Source organism: Serratia sp. 22264 (assembly GCF_052045345.1).
Lineage (GTDB): Bacteria > Pseudomonadota > Gammaproteobacteria > Enterobacterales > Enterobacteriaceae > Serratia > Serratia plymuthica.
The window spans coordinates 231,880-249,570 of sequence record NZ_JBQEOY010000007.1 but is presented as its reverse complement, the minus strand read 5'-3'; the positions used below and the strand labels follow the sequence as shown (position 1 = coordinate 249,570).

The following is a 17,691-nucleotide window of genomic DNA, read 5'->3' as shown; positions in this document are numbered from 1 at the left end:
ATTGATCTGTTATCAATGTAAAAGGCTTTCGCTATCGCTTAAAGCTTTATCGCATCTTGCCGATAAACTAAGAGCAGCACTACCGCAGCCTGAGCGTTTTCATTCTCCTTCGATGGCGATAGTACCCATGACAACCAAGACGAACTCTGGTCTGCTGGCGCCATTCCTTGCCGTCTGCATGCGCGTAAAAACGCAACGTTACTGGCGACAATGTCGGCGTTTGTACACCTTTCAGCCTATCTACCGCACCTCCGGCGCTTTGCTGGCGATAGAGCTGTTAACGGTGGTGTATCACCCCAGCGCGCCGGACAAGCCGCAATCGCCGGAGCGTTATTTCGCCGCCCTCGACGTTAGCTCGCGCCTGCGGATCATTCAGGAACAACTCAGCTTCCTGCAAGGCTGGCAGCCGCATCTTATCCGCCATGCGTTGATGGTGTCGGTCAATATCGACGGTATTGCGCTGCAGGCGTTGCAGCGACATGCTGAGTTGCAAAGGCAGATTACCGCGATGCCCTATCTGCGCTTTGAGTTGGTGGAGCATGCCGGGATGGCGCTGAGCTGTCCGTTGCAGCAAATTACGGGGGCGGAGCGGTTGTGGCTGGATGATTTCGGCAGCGGCTTGGCGAACTTCTGTGCCATCAGCACCTGGCGTTACCAATACATTAAAGTGGCGCGTGAGTTATTCACCCTGCTGAAGCAGACGGAAGACGGCATCGAGTTGCTTTTCACCCTGATCAAAATAATGAACCAGTTCAGCGAAGGGGTGATCGTCGAAGGGGTGGAGACCGAGCAGGAATGGCTGCTGGTACAGCGTTCCGGCGCATTGGCTGCGCAGGGCTACTACCTTTCCCGCCCGGCCCGTTTTGAAACGCTGCAAACCTTGCCGATGTTGTTTTCCTCGCCGCCCGCCTGACTCTCTGCCCGCCTAAAGCGTGAACTCTCGCCTATCCTCGGCTAGGCTTGGTAAAGCCTGCTTATCAATTTTAGTGGCAGATTACCGTGTTCAGGGAGCCGATATGACAAGAACGGGAAAAGCTTTCAGCTGGGTTGGCGGCATCGTGCTGCTGGTGATTGCCGCGCTGGTGATCTTTGTGATGACCTTCGACTGGAACCGCCTTAAACCGACCATCAATGACAAGGTGTCTGCCGAGTTGCAGCGGCCGTTTGCGATCCGCGGCGAGCTGGGCGTGGACTGGGCGCGTGAGAAAGATGAGGGGGGCTGGCGTGCCTGGGTGCCGTGGCCGCACATTCATGCCGAAGATATTGTGCTGGGCAATCCCAAAAATATTCCCGGCGATAGCATGGTCCAACTGCAACGCGTCGATGCCAGCATCGCGCCGCTGGCGCTGCTCGGCAAAGAGGTGTTGATTCCGCGTATCTGGCTGAAACAGCCGAACGCCACCTTGCAACGGCTGGCGAACGGCGACAATAACTGGACCTTCAACCTGGCCGGCGATCCCAAACAACCGACGTCCGACTGGTCGGTGAATATTCATGACGTCGTCTTCGATCGCGGTCAGATTGATGTTAAAGACGCCACGCTGAAGGCAGATTTCCGTGCGCTGATTGACCCGCTTGGCAAGCCGCTGCCGTTCAGCGAGGTCACAGGAAAAAAAGACGCCGGCAGTGCGATCACCCCCGACTATGTTTTTGGCTGGAAGGTGAAAGGCAAATACAACGGCGAGCCGCTGTCGGGCAGCGGCAAGATGGGCGGCATGCTGTCGCTGCAGAATGCCGAGGTGCCTTTCCCGCTGCAAGCCGACGTGCGCTCCGGCGCAGCCCGGGTGGTAGTGGCCGGCACGCTGTCCGATCCGATGAACCTGGGCGGGTTGGATCTGCGGGTAAAATTATCCGGCGATAGCCTGGGCAATCTGTATGGCCTGACTGGTGTTTTGCTGCCGAATACCCCGCCGTACTCTACCGATGGGCACCTGACCGCCCGGTTGCACGAGAAAGGCGGCGCGGTGTTCCAGTACCAGAAGTTCGACGGCAAAATCGGCGACAGCGATATCCACGGCAATTTGAAATATGTCGCCAGTAAGCCGCGGCCCAAACTGAGCGGTGAAGTGCTGTCGAAACAGCTGCGCCTGGCCGATTTGGCGCCGTTGATTGGTGCGGATTCCAATACGGAAAAAGCCGGTCGTGGGGAGAAGAGCCGTCAGCCTGCCGACAAGGTGTTACCGGTTGAGAAATTTGACACCAAAAGCTGGAACCTGATGGATGCGGACGTGAAATTTACCGCGAAACGCATCGAGCGCGGCAATTCGCTGCCGCTGAGCGATCTCTCTACCCATTTGCAGTTGGATAACGGCGTGATCCTGATGGATCCGTTGCGATTCGGCGTGGCCGGCGGCAACCTCAACGCCACCCTTCGTCTGGACGGCGGTAAAAACCCGATGCAGGGCCGGGTGGATATGCATGCGCGTAAATTCCAGCTTCAGCAACTTCTGCCGAACGTGGCGTCGATGAAGCGCAGCCTGGGGCAGATGAACGGGGATGCCAAACTGACCGGCAGCGGTAATTCGGTGGCCGATCTGTTGGCAACCAGCAGCGGCGAACTGCGCATGGTGGTTAACAACGGCGTGATCAGCCGCGGACTGATGGAGATCCTCGGTCTGAATGTGGGCAATTATCTGGTCGCGAAGCTGTTTGGTGACGACGTCGTGGGCATCAACTGTGCGGCGGCGGATGTCGGTATTCGCAATGGCGTCGCCGCGCCGCGGTTGTTCGTGTTTGACACCGAGAACGCCATTATCAATATCAGCGGCAACGCCAATTTGGCCAGCGAGCGGCTGGATTTGTCCATCGATCCGGAAAGCAAGGGGATGCGTGTGCTGACGCTGCGTTCACCCTTGTATGTGAAAGGGACCTTCAAGAACCCGGATGCCGGCGTTAAAGCCGGCCCGCTGATTGCGCGCGGTGCGGCTGCGGTGGCGCTGGGCGTGGTGCTGACGCCGGCGGCAGCCTTGCTGGCGTTGGTTTCCCCGAGCGAAGGCGGCGATGAAAACCAATGCGGGCAAATCCTGCAAAAGATGAAGCAAAAGAAATGATCTCTATGGCCCGTCAAGCGGGCCATCTTTAATTCAGCACCCGGCAGTCGTGATCCTGAATTTCTTCCGCCGAGGCCAGAGTAAAGGGCAGCAGGCTGCGTTCGGTGGCCAGCAGCAGGAAGTCGCCACCTGGGAGTGCGGTCATCGCCAAGCCAAAGCTGCCCATGCGGCCATTGGCGCGTGGGATGCCCTCGGCCAGCAGGCGGAATGCACCTTGTCTGGCCAATTCGTCAGGCGCGACCCGGCGCACCAGATAATCATGACCCAGCAGGCCACCGGGCAGCGGTTGCCATTGCTCGGTGTAATCCGCCGCAAACTGCGCCAACTGCGTTTTTACCGCCGGTAGCAGGCAGGAAATATGAATGTGCAGCTGATTCTGGCTGCGGCCATACTCGGAATTAATCGCCAGCGAAATATCAGCGTCATCTATCTCTTTGCCATATTTATCTGCCATAAAATGGCGCGCCGCCCAGGCTTGCACAAAGAAGTTTGGGGTGGTGGCTTCCAGCACCGTCGGGCTTTCAATACCGGTAATTTTAGCGCTTGGCATCAACAGATATTGCAGCGGCCCGTTGCGATCCTTAAACACGACAAAACCGGCCTGTGTGTCAACCTGTGCGCAGGGCGCCGGGTTATTGTGCGCCTGCTGGTTGGGCAAGCACTGTTGGCTGACGATGCGCCAAAGCGCGTCCGGATGGGATGATTTCAGCCCGAACCAGGCACCCAATGCAAGGGCGGCAACGATCAGGGGAACAAGGTACCAATACAGCCTGCGGCGCAGAGACATCATCGATTTCCGTTCAACGGGAGGAGCGCACAGCATAGTCCGAATTTATGACAGGAGACAAAGCGGGAAGTGCGGCCCCGCCGGGGGGCCGCAAAACAAGGGTTACAGCGACATATCCCGGGTCTCTTTCATCAGCAGCAAGGCGATCAGCGTGAGGCTGGCCATCGCTGCCAGATACAGACCGACGTAGAACAGACCGTAGTGGGTTGCCAGCCAGGTGGCGATATAAGGCGCCACGGCGGCCCCGAGGATTGACGCCACGTTGTAGGAGAACGACGCGCCGGTATAACGCACTTCGGTCGGGAACAGCTCCGGCAGCAGCGCCCCCATAGGGCCGAAGGTCAGGCCCATGATGCTCAGACCGCACAGCAGGAAGCCCATCACCAGCACCTGATTGCCGGAGCCCAACAGGCTTGGGAACAGGAAGGCGAAAGCGATCATCAGCAGGGTAATGACGATCATGGTCTTGCGGCGGCCAAAGGCATCCGCCAACAGGCCGGCAATCGGCACCATCACGCCAAAACCGATTACCGCCACCATCAGCATCCACAGGAAGGTATTGCGTGAGTAGCCTAACCCCAGCGGCTGCGCCGTGGTGCCGTAGGTCATCGAGTAAACCGTCATCAGGTAGAACAGGGTATAGGTCGCCAGCATGATGAAGGTACCGAGTATGGTCGCCTTCCAATGCTTGCTCAGCAGGGTGCCGAGCGGGATTTTTACCTGTTTGCCGGCTTTCGCCACCTTGGCGAATACCGGGGTTTCATGCAGCGATACGCGGACATACAGGCCGATCAGCACCAGAGCTGCGGACAGGATAAACGGCACGCGCCAGCCCCATTCCATAAACTGTTGGTCTGTCAGCAGCCAGGAGAGCAGCAGGAAGGTCCCGTTGGCGAAGAAGAAGCCGATAGGCGCACCCAATTGCGGGAACGAACCGTACAGCGCGCGCTTTCTGGCAGGAGCATTCTCGGTAGCCAGCAAAGCCGCGCCGCCCCATTCACCGCCCAGACCAAGCCCTTGGCCAAAACGCGCCAGCGCCAGCAGGAGCGGCGCAAAGATGCCAATGGTGTCGTAGCTCGGCAGCAGGCCGATCAGCACGGTAGAAATTCCCATGGTGAGCAGCGAGGCGACCAGCGTCACCTTGCGGCCCACGCGATCGCCGAAGTGACCGAACAGCGCCGAACCAATCGGGCGTGCAATAAAGGCGACGGCGAAAGTGGCCAGCGATTGCAACGTGGCCGTGGTCGGGTCGCCCTGCGGGAAGAAGATATGCGGGAAGACGATCACTGCGGCGGTGGCGTAAATATAGAAATCGAAAAACTCGATGGCGGTACCGACCAGCGAGGCGACAATCACTTTTCCGCGTGAGTTTACCGGTGTTGACGCCTCGTCGGCGTCCAGAGTTGGTGCGATGGATGCTTGCATAGTGTTTCTTATTTTTTGAATTTGTAAAAATCCATCTTAGTCATAGCAAAATGCCTTTTCAATGATGAAACTTTGTACAATACCGTCATTAACCGGTTAAAAAGCTTAATGTTTCAGTACTGTAACTCCCTTTAGGTTTTAACGTTGCAAAATGAATAATATACAGATTTAATTGCTGTAAAAATCGTAAAGAAAAGTTAGCCGGTAGTTTGTTATGCTGGTTTTGAGACAGCGAAAGGTTTGGTTTTGGTGGTGTGTGCTGGGTTTTTAGTGTTATCTCAGAATAAAACACCGGCCATCGAATGATGGCTGGTATGATTGCATTGCTTCAGGGGGCAGGCTGCTCGGACGTCGGCAGGGTTTTATCTTCTTTATACTGCGCGGTGGCTATCCAGGCGGCGCAGAACAGCGTCAGGCGGGCAAAGAAATAGAAGAACGCCATCAACCCAATCACCGAGCCAAAGGCGGCGCCGGAAGGGGATTTTGCCACCTGCGGCAGCGTCATGGTCATCACAAACTTAATCACTTCGAAGCCGATGGCGGCGAGCAGCGTCCCGCGCAGCAACGCCTTTTTCTTTGGCTTATGGCGTGGCAGCATCCAGAAGATCCACAGGAACAGCAGGTAGTTGGCGAGAATGGAGATCGACAACGCAATCAGCGTCATCGCCGGGCGCAGCCATTCTATGCCTTCCAGACCCAATGCGCTGACGATGGCCGCCTGTGCCGAACCGGCGATGGAGGTTAGCGTCAGGGTAATGATCAGCGCCACCACCAGGCCGGTTAGCGAGATAAAGTCGCGGGTATATTTGAAATAGAGCTTTTCCTGATCCTGCGGATTACGCTCCCACACGTCACGCGACTGCGCCCGGATCGCCTCGCGCAGATTGCCCATCCAACTGATCCCCGAATACAGCGCCAGCGCCAGGCCTGTCAGCCCCACCGTAGTGCGCTGCTGAATGGCGGTATTAACGGTATTTTTCAGCGTGCTGGCCAGCGTAGGATCGCTGATGCTGCCGACAATTTTATTGATCAACCCGGCCAGCAGGTCAGGATTGGACGCCAGCACGAAGCCGACGGCGGCGAACGACACCATCAGAATCGGAATCAGCGAGAGAAACGAAAAATAGGTGATGGCGGCACCGAATTGGCTGCCCAGACGATCGTTAAAGCGCTCGGTGGCGCGCAGCAGATGAGCGATGCTGGGCCAGGCCTGGATGCGCTCGACCAGCCGTGAGAAACCGGAAATGTGCCGGTCAATTTTTCCGTGGCCGGTTTTGATACCGATCAGGGGTTTTTGCGGCGTTTCACTGTGGGGCTGACGGGGTTCTTTATCTGATCCTGTAGGCATTACGTCACGATTTCCTTAACGATAAATATACCCGTCATACTTCAACTTGCATGTGCGTTGGCTGCCTTCACTTACCCGAATCACTTACTGAAGTAAGCTCGCCGGGATTCGTTCAGTTGCCGCCTTCCTGCAACTCGAATTATTTAGGGTAGAGGCTGTCTCAGCCTTGATTATAGCCAAAATGCCCGCCGATTGGCCGTCGGGGCGGCAAGCGAGCAATTTGTGAGCTTATCGCGTTGCCCTGCCGGGTGAAATCTTCTTGCTCGCCGATAGGTAAAATTCTCATATCAACCGCGCTGCCAGCGCGGCCTTTTTCATTCGCCGACCGCCAATTTTTATCTATTTCATCACCAAGAAAGCGTTTACTCATGAGGTGGCGCTGCGGGGTTCAACCGCAGCGTTGCTGCAGCCGTAGGGGCTGGAACGGTTTCAACTGTTATCAATAGAGAAAATGGAAGGCCATATGAAATTACTAAATCATCCCACCTGTCGTCCGTTCACCGAAGCGGGCACTTTGACACAGATTTCCGCCTACTATGAGGAAGAGCGGCACATCATGTGGATGCTGCTGCGCGCCGAGCCGCGGCCTTGCTTCAATCAGGCGCTGATCGAGGACATCATGACGTTGGCGCAGGCGGCGAAGGAGTCGTCGCTGCAGTTTGATTTTTGGGTGACCGGTTCGCTGGTGCCGAACATGTTCAACGTCGGCGGCGATCTGCAATTCTTTGCCGAAGCGATTAAAAACCGCAAACGTGAAGCGATGATGGCTTACGCGCGCGCCTGCATTGATTGTGTGCACGCGGCGGCGCGCGGGTTCGATACCGGAGCGGTCAGCATTGCGATGGTGGAGGGCAGCGCGCTGGGCGGGGGGTTTGAAGCGGCGCTGGCGCACCATTTCGTTCTGGCGCAGAACAATGCGCGCATGGGCTTCCCGGAAATTGCCTTCAATCTGTTCCCCGGCATGGGCGGTTATTCACTGGTGGCGCGCAAAGCGGGCATGCGCTTGGCCGAGGAGCTTATCTGGAGCGGCGAGTCGCACACCGCCGAATGGTTTGAAAGCCGCGGCCTGGTCGATCAACTTTTCCAGCCCGGTGACGCCTATATAGCCACCCGTACCTTTATCGATACCATCCGGCCCAAGCTGAACGGCATGCGCGCCATGCTGCGCGCTCGCCAGAGGGTATTGCAGCTTACGCGTTCGGAGTTGATGGATATCACCGAAGATTGGGTACATTCGGCTTTCACTATCGAGGAGAAAGACCGCGCCTATATTGAACGTTTGGTTATGCTGCAGGATCGTCATACGCTGAACCTGCGCCGTGCCGGCTAATGCAAACCTGCCCGCATCACGCTGAGGGGGGTGACGGGCAATAAGACCGCAGCCAATGTTCCAGCTGTTCCGGGAGCATTGGCCGCGCAAACAGGAACCCCTGTTTCTCGTCCACGCCAACCTCATCCAGGAACCTGTTCTCGCTTTCTGTCTCAACGCCTTCGGCGATCACCCGGAATTTCAGCGCCTCGGCCGCCGCGACGATGGCGCGCACCAGCGATTGCGAAACCGGATTGAAATTCACGCCGCGCACAAAGCTTTTATCCAACTTAATGGCATCCAGCGGGATACGCGCCAGCTGCGCCAGCGAGGAGTACCCGGTGCCGAAATCATCGAGATGAACTTGCGCGCCCAGTTCACGCAGCCGGGTGATGACCGCGCGTGCGCGTCTCTCATCCTCAATCAGGCTGCTTTCCGTCAGTTCGAAGTCCAGCAGGCACGGCGTCAACTTGTTGTGCTGCAACACGTTGATAAGATCTTCCACGATGGAATCATCGACCAACTGCCGTGCGGAAAGATTTACGGCGACCCGCAGCGCCAGCCCTTGCTGTTGCCACTGGGCGGCCTGTTTGGCCGCAGTCTGCAGCACCCATCGGCCGAGCGGGCCTATCAGCCCGGATTCTTCAGCGTAAGAGATAAACTGTAACGGCGGGATCAGACCGCGTTCGGGCGAGTCCCAACGTACCAGGGCTTCCACGCTGTGCACCATGCCGCTGAGCGCATCGATTTTCGGTTGGTAATAAACCACCAGTTGATTCTGTTCCAGACCCTTGCGCAGGTTGGTGTCCAGCCACATATATTCGGCGACGCGTTTGTTCATTTCCGGCGAGAATACGGTAAAGGTGCGTTTGCCGCGCTCTTTGGCGACGTACATGGCGGTGTCGGCGCTGCGGATCAGGCCGTCGAGATCGTTACCGTGTTCCGGGCACAGCGCGATGCCAATCGAACAACCGGTATAGACTTCGATAAGGCCGATGCGGAAGGGCGTTTTCAATCGGTCGATAATACGCTGGGCCAGCTGTTGCAGCATCTCGCGTTCGGCCTGTTGGGCCAGCACCAGGAATTCATCGCCCCCAAGACGGGCCAGAACCTGATCGGGCTCCAGACAGCCGAGCACCGCCAGCGATACTTCAACCAGCAAACGGTCGCCGAACATATGCCCGTAGGCGTCGTTCACCTTTTTGAAATTATCGAGATCGAGGTACACCAGCCCAACGTTGCTGTCACCGCGTTCCGCGATAGCCTGGATGATTTTGTCCTGAATGGCGTTGCGGTTGGGCAGGCCGGTGATGATATCGGTATTGGCCAGCACCCGCAGGCGTTCCTGGGCGCGGCGTTCTTCGGTGATGTCCGTACCGGAACAAATCAGGAAGACTTCGTTTTTCCCGCTACCGCTGTGGACGAATTTGTTGCGGAACAAAAACAGCCGCTCGCCTTTTACCGTTTTGACCCAACGTTCCACCTCGTAGGACGAACCATTACGGAAAAAACCGGCGATATTTCGCCGCGAGGCCGCCGCTTCTTCCGGGCTCATAAACAGCTGAAAGACGTTTTTGCCAATGACATCATGTTCATGCAGGCCGGTGTATTCTTCGCTCAAACGGTTGAAGCGTTGGATGCGGCCATGCTGATCGACAATCACGATCACCGAATTGGCTTCGGATACCACCTGCTCGGCAAAGGAAAGCCCATGCACCAGGTCACGGGCGACCGACTTGGTGTCGCTGAAAGCGGAGGCGGTGCCGGCCCATTCCAGTTTGTTGATCCGGCGGCCCACCAGATGCAAATGTATCGGCTCGCCGACCAGCGAAATAGAGATATCCAGGCTGGCGGTAATGCCGCTCAGACGCCGTATTTTTGCCGCCTGTATGGCGCTGAGCGCCACGGCCATATGGGCTTTGCCTTTGACTGCGGACAGCTCCAGGGCATTGCTGTCGAATGCCAGCCGCCAGTAGGGGCTGCCGGTGCCAAAGTGGGCGTTCAGGAGCATAGGACCTTGGTCTGCGAACATGATGATTCCTCAAAAGGGCACGACAGCCAGGTTTCCGCAATGAGCGTAGCCGCAGTTTTCAGGCTCGGTAGCGGCCGCAGTGCACGTATCTCCATCATATAACACGTTTTTCACGGGCGGGCATGGGTGATGAAACTATTATATAAGCAATAATTAGTTTTGCTGTGTAAATGTCCCACTGTTGCCGGTTGCTTTGAGTGTAAGAGAAAAATCTTCAATCAAGGGACATTCGTACGATTTTTGCGCATTGGATACCGCCATATTGTTGAAGGGCGGTTGTACTGGATGAGGCTAAATTATAATAAAGGCGGCGGGCGGCAGGAATAACCCCATTGAGGTGAATTTTAATTTTCTCAGGCAATCAAAATTTCCGGACCCTAGACACTATCTCCATAATTTATTCAAAGTTGTCGAATAAACCTGTTTTGGGTTTTAAAAAATTTACACAGCATCGCATTACTCTATGTTTAACGGCCTACTATTATCCCCGACGAACGAAAGAAGAGCCTGTTCACGTACAGCGCTCCTGATGAAGAATAATTTTAAGGAAATGATTATGCGTAAACTGACCGCTTTATTTGTAGCTTCTACTCTGGCGCTGGGTTCTGCTTCCATGGCCTTCGCTGCGGACACCACGGCGGCGCCGGCAACTGCTGCGGATGCCGCCCCGATGAAAATGATGCACCATAAAGGCGAAGGTAAAGGCGGGCCGTTTGCCGGCCTGAACCTGACTGAACAGCAGCGCCAGCAAATGCGCGACATCATGAAAGAATCACATCAGAATCGCGGTGCGGGCGTAAAAGAGGAGCGTCAGGCGTTGCACAACCTGGTGGCTAGCGACAGCTTCGATGAAGCAAAAGCGAAATCCCAAATTGATGCCATCAGCAAAGCGCAGTCCGAACATATGTTGGAACGCGCCAAAGCGGAAAATAAAATGTATAACCTGCTGACCCCTGAGCAGAAAAAACAATACAATGAGAATTATCAGAAACGCGAACAGAAAATGATGGACCACATGAATAAAATGAAATCGAAAATGACGACCGAACAGTAATAGCGTCATGGGGTAAATAAAAAGGGCCAGATTATTCATCTGGCCCTTTTGCTTATCTCACTTCAACTTACCTTCCCGTTAAACAACGGGTTTCCCTTGGTATTGCGTGCGAGTGAGTGAGTTTCCTGTCAATCCCGGTTAATTTTTTTAAATTGACGAGTGGTTTCGGTTAACGCTAGTTCCGTAGGCAGACGCTCCATGGAGCTGGCACCGTAGAAGCCATCCACCAAAGGACAGCGCCGCATGATATATGAGGCATCTTCAGGCGTGGCTATTGGACCTCCGTGACAAAGGACGATCACGTCTTCGCGGATCCGTTTGGCAGCCTGGGCCCAATCGTTAATCAGCGAGACGCAATCGGCCAGGGTCAGAGCCGTTTCTGCGCCAATGCTGCCGCCGGTAGTCAGCCCCATGTGCGGCACTATGATATCGGCACCTGCCTCAGTCATCGCTACCGCATCTTGTGCATTGAAAACATAAGGTGTGGTCAGCAGATCTTTTTCATGCGCCAGACGAATCATGTCCACCTCCAGCGCATATCCCATACCGGTTTCCTCCAGATTGGCGCGGAAGTTGCCGTCAATAAGACCCACCGTTGGAAAGTTCTGCACCCCGGCGAAGCCCGTGTTCTTAATCTCATCAAGAAACTTGTCAAAATGGCAGAAAGGATCCGTACCATTAACTCCAGCCAAAACAGGAGTGTGTTTGACCACGGGCAAGACTTCTTTGGCCATATCCATGACGATTTCGTTTGCGTTGCCATAGGCCAGCAAACCTGCCAGGGAGCCTCGACCCGCCATGCGATAGCGGCCCGAGTTATAAATGACAATCAGATCGATGCCGCCGGCCTCTTCGCATTTGGCTGAGAGCCCGGTGCCGGCACCTCCGCCAATGATAGGTTCACGGCGGGCAATCATTTCCCTGAATTTAGTAAGTAGCTCCTGTCGGGTATGTTTGGCCATTTTTAACTCCAATCAATAAGTACGAGATATCTCCCTAAACTGTTGCACGGCGATGTCGGCAAAGCGGGGATCGTTGATGTTATAAGGGGTTCTGATCAGACGGTGTTTTTCCGTGGGTCGCCATGTCATTTCCAGCGCGTTGACGAAGGCTGCCAAAGCTTCGGGATCCCAGAATGCTTGCCCAGGGGCATCGAGAGCGGAAACGCCACCTTCAGGGATCAGGAAGCGAACCTCCCCGGTACATGTATTCAGCTTTTCACCAATCCAACGACCCATTTGGGCATTTTCTTCTGGCGTAGTCCGCATCAGAGTCACTTGGGCATTATGGTTATAGAACTGACGCTCAGCATAACGAGCGGGGATGGTGTCTGGGTGGCCAAAGTTAATCATATCGAGGGCACCGCAAGACATGACACAAGGAATGCCGGTATGGGCTATCGCATTGAAGCGATCTTCGTTACAGGCCAACACGCCACCAAACAGGTAGTCGCAGACTTCAGTAGTAGTTAAATCGAATACGCCATTTAACAGGTGGCTATAAACCAGCTTTTCCATCGCCCTGCCGCCGCTGCCGGTTGCATGGAATACCAGACAATCCCATTCCTTTTCAATTGCGGCTGTCACCTCCTGAATGCAAGGAGTAGTGACACCAAACATGGTGAGCCCAACGGCAGGTTTACTGTCGGTATCTGCCGGAGTGGCAAAGCGAACGGCGCCGGCGATTTGATGGGCGGCATTTCCTAAAACGATACGGGAAATGCGGTTGAGACCGGCTACGTCTGTAACCGAATACAACATGCCAATATCACTTGCACCAACATAGCTGGAGGTATCACCGGATGCCATGGTCGAAACCATTAGCTTTGGCAAGCCAATGGGTAATTGCTGCATGGCGGGTGTAATCAATGCAGTACCGCCGGAACCGCCGAGGCCAAGTAAGGCTGCAACATCCTGACGTGAAAGCATAAACCGCTCAAAAGCGATGGACATGGCGGCAATCGCTTTACCGCGATCCCCGCAGAATACCGCGTTTTCGCCTTCTGGGTGGTAGCTGGCGACGGTGGCGGCGGAAATATCGGCAGGGTAGCGGGCCGGAAGGTGATGGGTGGATAAATCAATGGTTAGCGTGGGTAACCCGATATCGGCGATAAGGCTGCGGACATAGGCCAATTCTCGCCCTTTCGTATCCGCCGTTGTCGCAATATAGATCATCCCCTGATTATTGTTCATTAGCCTGTTCCTGAATGATAGGTTCGGATGGCCGCCACGCTATATTAATTATAATTTAATAAGTTAACTCAATTGAATCCCTGGTGTTGACTAATGTTACTGAGCGTAGTCGGTGAATTCATCATCATAATGAGACGGCTGTATCATTTGTGCAAGAGGTTTGCGCACAAAAATGAGATTGACGTCTCATATGATGAAAGAAAGGAAAAATTAACGCCTTTTCCTGCGTGGCGCAGCGTTAGCCAAGTTTGTTACAGTGGTGTTTATTCGCCCGAGCTATTGTTCTGGCAAGCGTTATCTTGGTGAAAGAGGTCGCCGTGCCATTAAATGTATCCCCAAATCTGACCCATACTCGAGCAAGAACCCGCAAGCTGTTACTTGACAGTGCGATGGTGTTGTTTGACGGTGGGACTTTTCCCTCAATTACCGAACTGGCCCTGCATGCGCAGGTTTCGCGTGCTACGGCTTATCGCTATTTTCCTACGCAGAGTGCGTTAGTCGCTGCCGTGGTTGCGGAGAGTTTGGGGCCTATTCTGGAGTGGCAACCAACGGACAATGACGCTCGGGCGCGCATTCAACAGTTGCTGAGTTTTGCTTATCCACAGATGGAGCAACATGAAGGTGCTTTGCGTGCCGCATTGCAACTTTCGCTCCAGCAATGGGCCGAGGCGCGTTCCAGTACCATTAAACCGATAGAAAAGCTGGTACGCGGCAACCGCAAACGTCTGCTGAAGCTGGCGGTAGAACCGTTACAGGATAAACTGCCGCCAGAGGCGTTACAGAGGGTGATTCATTCTTTTTCACTGATTTATGGTTCGGAAGTTTTTCTGGTACTGAAAGATATTTGGGGTTTGGATCTCGGCGGCATTCAGGATGTGACGCAGTGGATGGCGAAGGCCATTATTCGGCAGGCCGAAGAAGATGCGATGAACAGCAGAAAACCGTTAGCATGATAATCCAATTTTCAACGTTCTTCTCTGTCAAAACCAGCACATTTCACTGAGTAAATATCGGCAATTCTTATAACTTAAAGTGATAAGAGGGGGCGGAAAGCTATTTTTAATAGGCCTAAGGGGAAATAACCCTTGGCCTTTTTGTTTTTATATTATTCATGTTTATCATTGGATTATATTTTTATCCACCGCAATTAAAACGCTCTCTCCGGCCATTTATGGTCATTTGAAATCCTTATGCATCCCCTCTCCTTGCCATAACGTTTATCGGTCCCAATCGGGCGTCCTCGCTATTGACCCATTAGGCGTGCTTGAGATTGTTGTGCTTTATTTATTTGGTGTTACGAAACTGTTACACAAAAAAACCAATAAAACATTTGCAAACAACAATGGATGGTATCTGGGATGGAAAGTAAACGTAGAGGAGTCAAGCCTGTTCAGGCGGCCTTTGGCTGGCCTGAAATTGGCGTGAATCGTGCGCAATGGAGCGCAGTGCTTTTATGTCTGGCGGCGATCGGCGGAGCGCAGGCCGCACCCTATGTCGAGAGCGGCAGGCAGGGCGATCCGGCCAGTTGGCGCAGTAATGAATTCAACGCTGAATGGGGCCTGGGGGCGATCCATGCAGAGCAGGCCTACGCCGCCGGTTATACTGGAAAAGGCGTTAAGCTCGGTATTTTCGATCAGCCGGTGTATGCCCAACATCCGGAATTCGCCAGCCCGGGCAAGGTGATCAACCTGGTCACGACCGGCATCCGCGAGTACACAGATCCTTACATCCCGGTGAAGAAAGGCGACGCATTCCGTTATGACGGCACGCCGAGCGTGGATTCCGACGGCACGCTCGGCTCACATGGCACCCATGTGGGCGGTATCGCAGCCGGCAACCGCGATGGCGGCGAAATGCACGGCGTGGCGTTCAATGCGCAAATCATCAGCGCGGAAAACGGTGACCCGGGGCCGGAAGACGGCATCATTCTCGGCAACGACGGCGCGGTATACCAAGCCGGTTGGGATGCGCTGATCGCCAGCGGTGCGCGCATCATCAATAACAGTTGGGGTATCGGCATCACCGAGAAGTTCGATGAAGGTGGCAAGGATCCGGCTTACCCTCACTTCACGCTCGCCGACGCGCAGAAACAGTTCGATCAAATCAAACAGATATTGGGCACCAAAGCCGGCGGTGCCTATCAGGGCGCTATCGATGCGGCACGCAGCGGCATCGTCACCATTTTTGCCGCAGGCAATGACTACAACCTGAATAATCCGGATGCGATGGCCGGCCTGGCCTATTTCGTGCCGGAGATTGCCCCCAACTGGCTTTCCGTCGCCAGCCTGCAAGATCCGAACAATAGCGGCGATTACAGTATCAGCACCTTCTCTTCACGCTGCGGTTATACCGCCAGCTTCTGCGTTGCCGCGCCGGGCAGCAAAGTCTACAGCTCGATCATCGAAGGCAACAGCCTGGAGAATCTGACCACGGGTTACGCCAAATACAGCGGCACCTCGATGGCGGCTCCGCACGTGGCTGGCAGCATTGCGGTGCTGATGGAGCGCTTCCCGTACATGACCGGCGCACAGGTCGCTTCGGTACTGAAGACTACCACCGTCGATATGGGCGCGCCGGGTATCGATGCGCTGTTTGGCTGGGGGATGATCGATCTGGGCAAAGCGATTCGCGGTCCGGGCATGTTCGTCACGGAACAGGACATTCCGGAGGAATTTCGCGTCAGTGGTGCCTATGGTCCCGAACAGTTTGTGGTGAATCTGCCGGGCATCGGCGCGGTACTGGACAAGGGCAAACCGACCGAACGGGTGTGTGACGATATTCACTGCGGGCTGGATGTCTGGAGCAATGCTATCTCAGGCCACGGCGGCCTGACCAAGCAGGGTATTGGTACCTTGGTGCTGACCGGGGCCAACACCTACGCCGGCCCGACGCTGATTAACGAGGGTCTGCTGGCGATCAACGGTTCGGTCACCTCGGCGGTGACGGTGCAGAACGCCGGTATTCTGGGCGGCTCCGGCAGCGTCGGTGCGTTGACCGCCCGCCGTGGCGGCACCGTGGCGCCGGGCAACTCGATCGGCACGCTCAACGTGGCCAACAACGTCAGCTTCGAACCGGGTTCGCGCTATGCGGTGGAAGTGGCGCCGAACGGCCAGAGCGATCGGATCCACAGCGGCGGATCGGCGACGATCGGCGGCGGTGGGGTGGCGGTCTCGCTGGAGAACAGCCCTAACCTGTTATCGCAGAGTGAAGTGCGCAGCCTGCTTGGCCAGCAGTACAACATCCTGACGGCGGATCAGGGCGTCAGCGGGCAGTTTTCTTCAACGTCAAGCTTCTCCCCCTTCCTGGACTCCGGGCTGAGCTATCAGCCTAATCAGGTGACGCTGAGCATCGAACGCAACGACACCTCCTTCGCCAGCGTGGCGCAAACGCACAACGAGCGTGCGGTGGCGGCGGCGGCGGATGCATTGGCGGCGGGCAACCCGGTGTACGAGAGCATCCTCAACGCCGGTTCGGCAGGGGAAGCGCGGCAGGCGTTCCGTCAGTTGTCCGGGCAGATCCACGCGGATATCGCGTCGGCGCAGGTCAACGACAGCCGCTACCTGCGTGAGGCGCTCAACGGCCGCCTGCGGCAGGTGGAAGGGCTGGCGACTGCGCCGGACATCAAGTCCGACGAAGGCGGTGCCTGGGCGCAGCTGCTGGGTGCCTGGGACCATGCGTCGGGGGATGCCAACGCCACCGGCTACCAGGCCTCGACCTACGGGGTTCTGCTGGGGCTGGACTCGGCATTGGCAGACGACGGGCGATTGGGCGTCGCGACCGGTTACACGCGCACTTCGCTGGACGGTGGCTACGGCTCGAACGCCGACAGCGACAACTACCACCTGGCGGTGTACGGCGGCAAACAGTTCGGTGAGCTGGCGCTGCGCGCCGGCGGTGCCTACACCTGGCACCGTATCGATACCTCACGCTCGGTCAATTACGGCACGCAGTCGGATCGCGAAACCGCGAAGTACAGTGCGCGCACCGAGCAGGTGTTTGCCGAAGCAGGTTACAGCGTGAAGGCCGGTTGGGTGAATCTGGAGCCGTTCGCCAACCTGGCGTACATCAACTTCCAGAACAACGGCATATCTGAAGACGGCGGCGCGGCAGCGCTGCATGGCGACAAGCAGCACACCGATGCCACCGTCTCGACGCTGGGGCTGCGGGCCGATACCGAGTGGCAGGCGAGCAAAACGACGGCGGTAGCGCTGCGCAGCGAACTGGGCTGGCAGCATCAGTACGGCGATCTGGATCGCGGCACCGGGCTGCGGTTCAACGGCGGCAATTCGCCGTTCGTGGTGAACAGCGTGTCGGCATCGCGTGACGGTGCGGTGCTGAAGGCCAGCGCGGAAGTGGCGGTGAACAAAAACGCCACGCTGTCGCTGGGTTACGGCGGCCTGCTGTCGCAAAACCACCAGGATAACAGCGTCAACGCCGGTTTTACCTGGCATTTCTGATCTTAAAAAAACCAACGGAACAGCCGCCCCGCCTGGA

The 17,691-nt window shown here is 56.0% G+C and carries 13 protein-coding genes; 6 read left to right on the top strand and 7 right to left on the bottom strand.

The annotated features are described in order from the left end of the window. The first annotated feature begins 127 nt into the window (after positions 1 to 127). Together pdeH and ACTJJ1_RS21535 are read left to right on the top strand one after the other, a co-directional pair. Positions 128 to 913 carry a cyclic-guanylate-specific phosphodiesterase gene (gene pdeH, locus ACTJJ1_RS21540; RefSeq protein WP_006328773.1) on the top strand — a complete coding sequence of 262 codons (786 nt, stop codon included), beginning with the start codon at positions 128 to 130 and terminating at the stop codon, positions 911 to 913. Positions 914 to 1,016: 103 nt separating this feature from the next. Continuing rightward, entirely contained in the window at positions 1,017 to 3,050 is a 2,034-nt protein-coding gene (locus tag ACTJJ1_RS21535) for an AsmA family protein (RefSeq protein ID WP_440835222.1), read from the top strand. Positions 3,051 to 3,078: 28 nt separating this feature from the next. On the opposite strand, the gene ACTJJ1_RS21530 is transcribed toward ACTJJ1_RS21535, so the two are convergent. The 4 genes from ACTJJ1_RS21530 to ACTJJ1_RS21515 form a co-directional block, all read right to left on the bottom strand. Beyond that, positions 3,079 to 3,840, bottom strand: coding sequence for a CDP-diacylglycerol diphosphatase (locus ACTJJ1_RS21530; RefSeq protein ID WP_440835220.1), 762 nt, complete (start codon positions 3,838 to 3,840; stop codon positions 3,079 to 3,081). A gap of 99 nt (positions 3,841 to 3,939) precedes the next feature. After that, complete coding sequence (locus tag ACTJJ1_RS21525; RefSeq protein WP_004951686.1) at positions 3,940 to 5,262, bottom strand: MFS transporter; 1,323 nt, start codon at positions 5,260 to 5,262, stop codon at positions 3,940 to 3,942. A gap of 328 nt (positions 5,263 to 5,590) precedes the next feature. Further along, on the bottom strand, positions 5,591 to 6,610 hold the full coding sequence (yhjD, locus tag ACTJJ1_RS21520) for an inner membrane protein YhjD (RefSeq protein ID WP_006328769.1): 1,020 nt from the start codon (positions 6,608 to 6,610) through the stop codon (positions 5,591 to 5,593). A 160-nt stretch (positions 6,611 to 6,770) separates the two neighbouring features. Beyond that, positions 6,771 to 6,980 (bottom strand): hypothetical protein, encoded by a 210-nt coding sequence (locus ACTJJ1_RS21515; RefSeq protein ID WP_006328760.1) that lies wholly within the window; start codon positions 6,978 to 6,980, stop codon positions 6,771 to 6,773. 93 nt (positions 6,981 to 7,073) lie between these two features. Here ACTJJ1_RS21515 and ACTJJ1_RS21510 point away from each other — a divergent pair, with 93 nt between their 5' ends. Beyond that, the gene (locus ACTJJ1_RS21510) at positions 7,074 to 7,940 is read left to right on the top strand and encodes a crotonase/enoyl-CoA hydratase family protein (protein WP_006328758.1); all 867 of its coding nucleotides are present in this window, start codon (positions 7,074 to 7,076) and stop codon (positions 7,938 to 7,940) included. 16 nt (positions 7,941 to 7,956) lie between these two features. Here the strand turns inward: ACTJJ1_RS21510 and pdeR are convergent, their stop codons facing one another. Further along, positions 7,957 to 9,951, bottom strand: coding sequence for a cyclic di-GMP phosphodiesterase (pdeR, locus tag ACTJJ1_RS21505; RefSeq protein WP_004951678.1), 1,995 nt, complete (start codon positions 9,949 to 9,951; stop codon positions 7,957 to 7,959). 556 nt (positions 9,952 to 10,507) lie between these two features. Between pdeR and spy the strand changes: the two genes are divergently transcribed. Next, positions 10,508 to 11,005 (top strand): ATP-independent periplasmic protein-refolding chaperone Spy, encoded by a 498-nt coding sequence (spy, locus tag ACTJJ1_RS21500; protein WP_004951675.1) that lies wholly within the window; start codon positions 10,508 to 10,510, stop codon positions 11,003 to 11,005. Positions 11,006 to 11,133: 128 nt separating this feature from the next. On the opposite strand, the gene ACTJJ1_RS21495 is transcribed toward spy, so the two are convergent. Continuing rightward, positions 11,134 to 11,967, bottom strand: coding sequence for a phosphoenolpyruvate hydrolase family protein (locus ACTJJ1_RS21495; protein ID WP_004951670.1), 834 nt, complete (start codon positions 11,965 to 11,967; stop codon positions 11,134 to 11,136). A 12-nt stretch (positions 11,968 to 11,979) separates the two neighbouring features. Then, positions 11,980 to 13,197 carry a Tm-1-like ATP-binding domain-containing protein gene (locus ACTJJ1_RS21490; protein WP_062792997.1) on the bottom strand — a complete coding sequence of 406 codons (1,218 nt, stop codon included), beginning with the start codon at positions 13,195 to 13,197 and terminating at the stop codon, positions 11,980 to 11,982. A 317-nt stretch (positions 13,198 to 13,514) separates the two neighbouring features. Here ACTJJ1_RS21490 and ACTJJ1_RS21485 point away from each other — a divergent pair, with 317 nt between their 5' ends. Continuing rightward, a complete protein-coding gene (locus tag ACTJJ1_RS21485; RefSeq protein WP_004951666.1) occupies positions 13,515 to 14,150 on the top strand; it encodes a TetR/AcrR family transcriptional regulator in 636 nt (211 codons plus the stop codon). A gap of 405 nt (positions 14,151 to 14,555) precedes the next feature. Continuing rightward, the gene (locus ACTJJ1_RS21480) at positions 14,556 to 17,654 is read left to right on the top strand and encodes an autotransporter outer membrane beta-barrel domain-containing protein (protein WP_440835216.1); all 3,099 of its coding nucleotides are present in this window, start codon (positions 14,556 to 14,558) and stop codon (positions 17,652 to 17,654) included. Positions 17,655 to 17,691 lie beyond the last annotated feature (37 nt).